Here is a 5,988-nt window from a genome sequence, read left to right on the forward strand (position 1 = left end):
TTCGAGCCATTCATCGGCACTGCGGCCTTTTGTCTGTATGGAGATTTTGAGTTTTTTGCCTTCCATTCCCAGTCCGATTTGTCTGCCATATTTATTGCCGAGCTCAAACAGCTTCTGACCGTCAATTTCTGCACTTGCTTCTTCAGAAATCGTCAATCTGACCGCATCTTTATCCTGCTTAATCAGCTCAACACGTTCATGTTTCGCATAAACCTTCATTTCCGCAACAGTAAACAAGTATTCGACTTCTTTTGGATAGTTTCCAAACCGGTCGATCATTTCGTCTTGAAGTTCATTCTTCTCTTCGATTGTAGCCACAGACCTGAAGCGTTTATACATATCAATTTTCTGTTTGCCATCTTGAATGTAGGTTTCAGGAATATACGCATCAAGCTCGACATCAATTTCTGTTTCAAACTGCACCGACTTCGCTGTATCTCCTTTACGCTCTTCAATGGCCTCCTTCAGCATTTGTGAATAGAGGTCAAATCCGACCGAATCGATAAAGCCGTGCTGCTGAGCACCAAGAAGATTCCCGGCTCCGCGAATCGTTAAGTCACGCATTGCAATTTTAAAACCGGAACCAAGCTCTGTGAACTCTTTAATAGCCTGTAGCCTTTTTTCAGCCACTTCTGTCAGCACTTTATCCCGGCGGTACGTGAAGTACGCATACGCCACACGGTTAGAACGGCCGACGCGTCCCCGCAGCTGATAAAGCTGAGAAAGACCCATTTTATCTGCGTCAAATACGATCAGCGTATTGACGTTCGGGATGTCTACGCCTGTTTCAATAATGGTTGTGCTGACGAGAACGTCTGATTCTCCTTCAAGGAAATTCAGCATAACGGTTTCTAGTTCGTTTTCTGTCATTTTCCCGTGCGCATAAGCCACCTTCGCGTCAGGGACAAGCATTGAGATCTCATCCGCTTTCCGCTCAATATCCTCTACCCGGTTGTACAAGAAATAGACCTGTCCTCCGCGTGCAAGCTCACGTTCAATCGCCTCTCTGACAAGGGCGCCGTTGTATTCCACAACATATGTCTGGACGGGGAAGCGGTTTTCCGGCGGAGTCTCGATGACTGAAAGATCCCTTACGCCAAGCATAGACATATGAAGCGTACGCGGAATCGGCGTTGCTGTTAATGTTAATACATCAACATTGGCTTTGATCTGCTTGATCTTTTCTTTATGGGTTACACCGAAACGCTGCTCTTCATCAATGATAAGGAGCCCTAAGTCTTTATACACGACATCTTTTGATAGCAGCCGGTGCGTCCCGATAACGATATCAACAGTACCGTTTTTCAATCCTTTGATCGTTTCGTTCGCTTCTTTTCTCGTTCTGAATCTGCTGAGAAGGCCAATATTAATCGGATAGTCCTGGAAGCGCTCAGTAATGGTTTCATAGTGCTGCTGTGCCAAAATCGTTGTTGGAACGAGCAGAGCTACCTGCTTTCCGTCACCGATCGCCTTAAACGCGGCACGTATGGCAACCTCTGTTTTCCCGTAACCTACGTCTCCGCACAGCAAGCGGTCCATCGGACGTTCTCTTTCCATATCCTTTTTGATTTCATGAATGGAACGTAGCTGATCCTCAGTCTCTTGATAAGGGAACGCTGATTCGAATTCACGCTGCATTTCATGGTCAGGAGAAAACGCATAGCCCTTGCTCGCTTCCCTTTCGGCATACAGCTTAATTAAATCATCAGCAATATCCTGAACGGATGTCTCTACTTTTTTCTTGACCCGTTTCCATTCGCTTCCGCCTAATTTATACAGCTTCGGCTCTTTTCCTTCAGATCCGACATATTTTTGCACCTGGTCAATTTGTTCTACAGGGACGTAAAGCTTGTCGCTTCCCTGATAATGAATATTTAAATAGTCTTTATGGATTCCATTGATTTCAAGAGTTTCAATCCCTAAGTACTTTCCGATCCCGTGATTAATATGAACGACATAATCACCGATTTGAAGCTCGGAATAGCTCTTAATGCGCTCAGCATTGGTAAGCTTCTGTTTTCGAGGCTTCTTTTTCACACGGTTTTTGAACAGTTCTTCTTCCGTAATAACAGCAAGCTTCATCAACGGCAGCTCAAATCCCGATTGGAGCTCGCCTTCCATGATATAGACCTGTCCCTGAACAAGCGCTTTTTTGCTGTCTGTCATAGCGGCTTCGATCTCATAATCAGCCAGAACAGATGATAATCTCTGTGTGCGTTCCTTGTTTGCTCCTAAGAATACAACGGTGAAGTTGGATTTTTTAAAGCGCTCCATTTCACCCGCAAGTACGTTCATTTGGCCATGGAAACTCTGCATTTGTCTGCTTGATACATTGACGATATTCTGCGGACTCGTATGGTGTACATGCCGCAAAAATAAAGAATAGTACAGCAGAGGCCGTTTTTGCTCAGCTACTATTTTTTGGAAGCTAAATGACAAACTGATGTCATGCAAAATCTTCCCTTCTTCAAGAAGGTTTGTTATAAACTCCGCTTCTTCTTTTTGAAGCTGCTCTTCCATCTCATGAATCCGGCTGACTTCATCCAAAATCAGAAGTGTGTTTTCAGGTGTATAATCTAGTAAACTAGCAGGCTTTTCATAGAAATATGAGAGATACTTCACCAGCTCCTGATCTGTCTGGCCTTCAGACAAGCGTTCTTTATCGTGAGAAATATTCGCATGAAGAATTTCTTTTTGCTTGTCGACCTTTAATTTTTTCAGGCTTGCGGCAAGACCTTTATCGATTTTCTCCATCGCCCGCGCTTTTTCTTCAGGTCTGATAATTAATTCCTTTGCAGGACCGATATTGATCGAGGTAAGGGTCTCAATTGACCGCTGATCATCTGAGTTAAAGCTGCGGATTGAATCCACTTCGGTGTCAAAAAGTTCAATTCTCACCGGATGCTCTGAAGTCAGCGGGTAAATGTCAATGATTCCTCCGCGAATACTGAATTCCCCAGGTGCTGAAACCATATCAGAACGCTCATATCCTACCTCTACCAGCCGTGATGCAAGCTGGTCGGGTTCGATGTCATGGCCCACTTGAATGAGCATTTGGCTGTTTTTCCAGACCTCTACAGGTGGCAGCATTCTTCTGATTGCAGCTACCGGAGCAACAACAATTGGCGCTTCTCCATTCGTTAATCTATTAATGACATCTAATCGCTGCGCACGCAATTCAGGGCTTGCGACTGCGATTTCTGATGAAATGAGTTCATTGACGGGGTACAAAAGGACAGACCGATCCTCTAGAAGTGAAGTCAGATCATCCGTTACTTTCTGGGCTTGATATAAGTTATGGGTGATTAGAAAGATAGGCTTATTCGTTTCATTAGCCAGGGCAGAAGTAAAAACAGAACGCGCGGAACCCGACAGACCCGCGAGCAGCTGTTCCTTCAGCCCCTCGTGTAAACCGTTGATGATGGATTTAAAATCATCGCTTTCTTTTATAAAGGTTTGAATGTTGTCCATATGGCCCCTCCTCTCTGTTTCCTGTGAGAACAGAAAAACGCTTTGGTCTAGTGTCTACACCAAAGCTTTTTATTGAATAAATGTGTGATGTTCGTGGTACTGCGGATTTCGGTCAAGCGCCTCTTGGCAATCTTCACATATCGTCGAAACATGGACATCTCCATTTTCTTTATAAGAAATCATATCGTTTCTTTCCTCGTTTGTTAAGTGCTGAAATCCAAGTGAGTCAGTCGATACCATGGAAGATTCGAGACTGCCTACTTTCACTCCGCAATGACGACAATAATAATGCAAAGCCATACAAGGGACCTCCTGATGAAAAAGTCATTTTGGTGTAGTATGGACTTTGTTGATTCATTTTATACCTTTGCGTTAAATTCGTTCATGACTTCTAAAAACGGTTTGCTCAGAGAAGCTTCACAAGCCTTCACAGACTTATCGATCGCTCCATCAATGTCGGGTGCCTCCTCCTTGGTGAAGGAGCCTAACACATAATCAACGACCTTCATGCCGTTTACAGGCCTGCCGATTCCGATGCGGATGCGGTCAAACTCGGATGTTCCAAGATGCTGAATCAGTGATTTGATGCCATTGTGCCCTCCGGCGCTTCCTTTCGTTCTTAAACGGATCTTGCCAGTCGGAAGATCGAGGTCATCGTAAATGACTGTCAAGTCTTCGTTATCGACATCATAATAGTCCATTAAAGGCCGCAAACATTCTCCTGATAAATTCATATATGTAAGCGGTTTAACAAGTAGAACCTTTTTGCCGGAAACAAATCCGGTTCCGTATAATCCGTTAAATTTATTTTGGTTCAGCTCAATATTCCATTCCTTTGCAAGCTGATCTATCACCATAAACCCGACATTATGCCGTGTATTTTCATAGTTCTTCCCCGGGTTTCCGAGACCGGCTATCACAAGCATGGCGAATCCTCCCTTAGTCACATAAACTCCCGTCTGCATAAGCGGGTTATAATTCTTCTCATTCTAGCACAAAAGACGTAACCACGGGAGGGTTACGCCTTAAGCTATTATTGTTCTTTGTTTTCACCTTCAGGCTGAGCATCGGCAGATTCCTCTTCATCTATCTCAGCTGCTTCCTGTTGCTGTGGAGGAAGGATAGAAGCCACGACCTCATCTGATTCATGATTAAAGGAGTAGTCACCGCCAGCAGGCAAATCCGCAATAGTCAGTACTTCATTTACATCGAGGTTTGAAATATCAGCCTCAATCGTTTGCGGAATGGCTTTTGGCTTAGCCTTTACAGTGAGTGCATATAGCGGCTGCTGCAACACCCCTCCGTTTTTCACTCCAATGGCTTCTCCAGTCAGGTGAATCGGAACTTCCACCTCAATGTCTTCACTCATATTGACCACTTGAAAGTCAGCATGAGTGATTTCATTTTTCAGCGGGTCCGTTTGCAGATCTGTTACCATGACAGAATGTTTTTCTCCGCTGACATCAAGCGTGATGACTGTATTTTTACCTTCATCCCTCAGCGTTTTGATCAGCTCCACACTGTCTAATGATACAGGTTTGTTTCCCGTGTCTTTCCCATATATGATACCTGGAACATGTCCTGATGTACGGATATTCCGAAGAGACGAACGAGTAAAGTCCGTTCTTTCTTTTGCCGTTAACGTTGCCATATTCAGCACCATCCTATTATCGTTTTATTGTCCTATTACAAACAATACCCATAACGATAAGGATTTAAACCTCAAAAAAATCGGTTTAGCTGAACAGATAGCTGACTGATTGCTGCTCATGAACACGAATAATCGCTTCAGCCAGAAGCGGTCCGACAGAAAGCTGCTTAAACCGTTCAATTTTCTTTTCTTCAGGAAGCTTGATGCTGTTTGTCACAACAAGCTCTTTAATTGTTGAATTATTAATCCGTTCAACAGCTGGGCCTGATAGTACAGGGTGTGTACAGCATGCATATACTTCTTTCGCTCCGTTTTCAACGAGCGCATTAGCAGCAAGTGTAATGGTACCTGCAGTATCGATAATGTCATCGATAAGGATAGCGGTCTTCCCTTCGATATTACCTACAATATTCATGACTTCCGCCACGTTTGGACGCGGACGGCGTTTATCGATAATCGCAATCGGTGCTTTTAGTCGGTCAGCCAGTTTGCGGGCGCGTGTCACACCGCCGTGGTCTGGTGAAACAATGACGATATCTTCAAGGTTTTTGCCTTCAAAATATTCTCCTAAAATCGGTACACCCATTAAGTGGTCAATCGGTATATCAAAGAATCCTTGAATTTGCGGCGCATGCAGGTCAAGTGCAATCACACGAGTTGCACCGGCTGTTTCAAGCAGGTTAGCAAAAAGTTTTGCTGTGATTGGCTCACGGGATCTTGCTTTTCTGTCTTGACGTGCATAACCGTAATAAGGAATCACAATGTTAATCGTTTTTGCTGAAGCGCGTTTTAACGCATCTACCATAATCAGCAGTTCCATAATATGCTCGTTAACGGGGTCACTTGTAGACTGGATGATATAACAG

5 protein-coding genes are annotated in these 5,988 nt (G+C 44.1%); all 5 read right to left on the minus strand.

Features of this window, described 5'->3' with window-relative positions:
* The coding region (gene mfd / locus RAC86_RS34165; protein WP_377886582.1) for a transcription-repair coupling factor at positions 1 to 3,471 on the minus strand (3,471 nt) is incomplete at its 3' end.
* 69 nt (positions 3,472 to 3,540) lie between these two features.
* Positions 3,541 to 3,771, minus strand: coding sequence for an anti-sigma-F factor Fin (gene fin / locus RAC86_RS34170; protein ID WP_014112305.1), 231 nt, complete (start codon positions 3,769 to 3,771; stop codon positions 3,541 to 3,543).
* A 59-nt stretch (positions 3,772 to 3,830) separates the two neighbouring features.
* On the minus strand, positions 3,831 to 4,397 hold the full coding sequence (pth, locus tag RAC86_RS34175) for an aminoacyl-tRNA hydrolase (RefSeq protein WP_014112304.1): 567 nt from the start codon (positions 4,395 to 4,397) through the stop codon (positions 3,831 to 3,833).
* A 107-nt stretch (positions 4,398 to 4,504) separates the two neighbouring features.
* Entirely contained in the window at positions 4,505 to 5,122 is a 618-nt protein-coding gene (locus RAC86_RS34180; RefSeq protein WP_014112303.1) for a 50S ribosomal protein L25/general stress protein Ctc, read from the minus strand.
* A gap of 85 nt (positions 5,123 to 5,207) precedes the next feature.
* The coding region (locus tag RAC86_RS34185; RefSeq protein WP_377886583.1) for a ribose-phosphate pyrophosphokinase at positions 5,208 to 5,988 on the minus strand (781 nt) is incomplete at its 5' end.

This window comes from Bacillus sp. LR_5 (genome assembly GCF_042709275.1).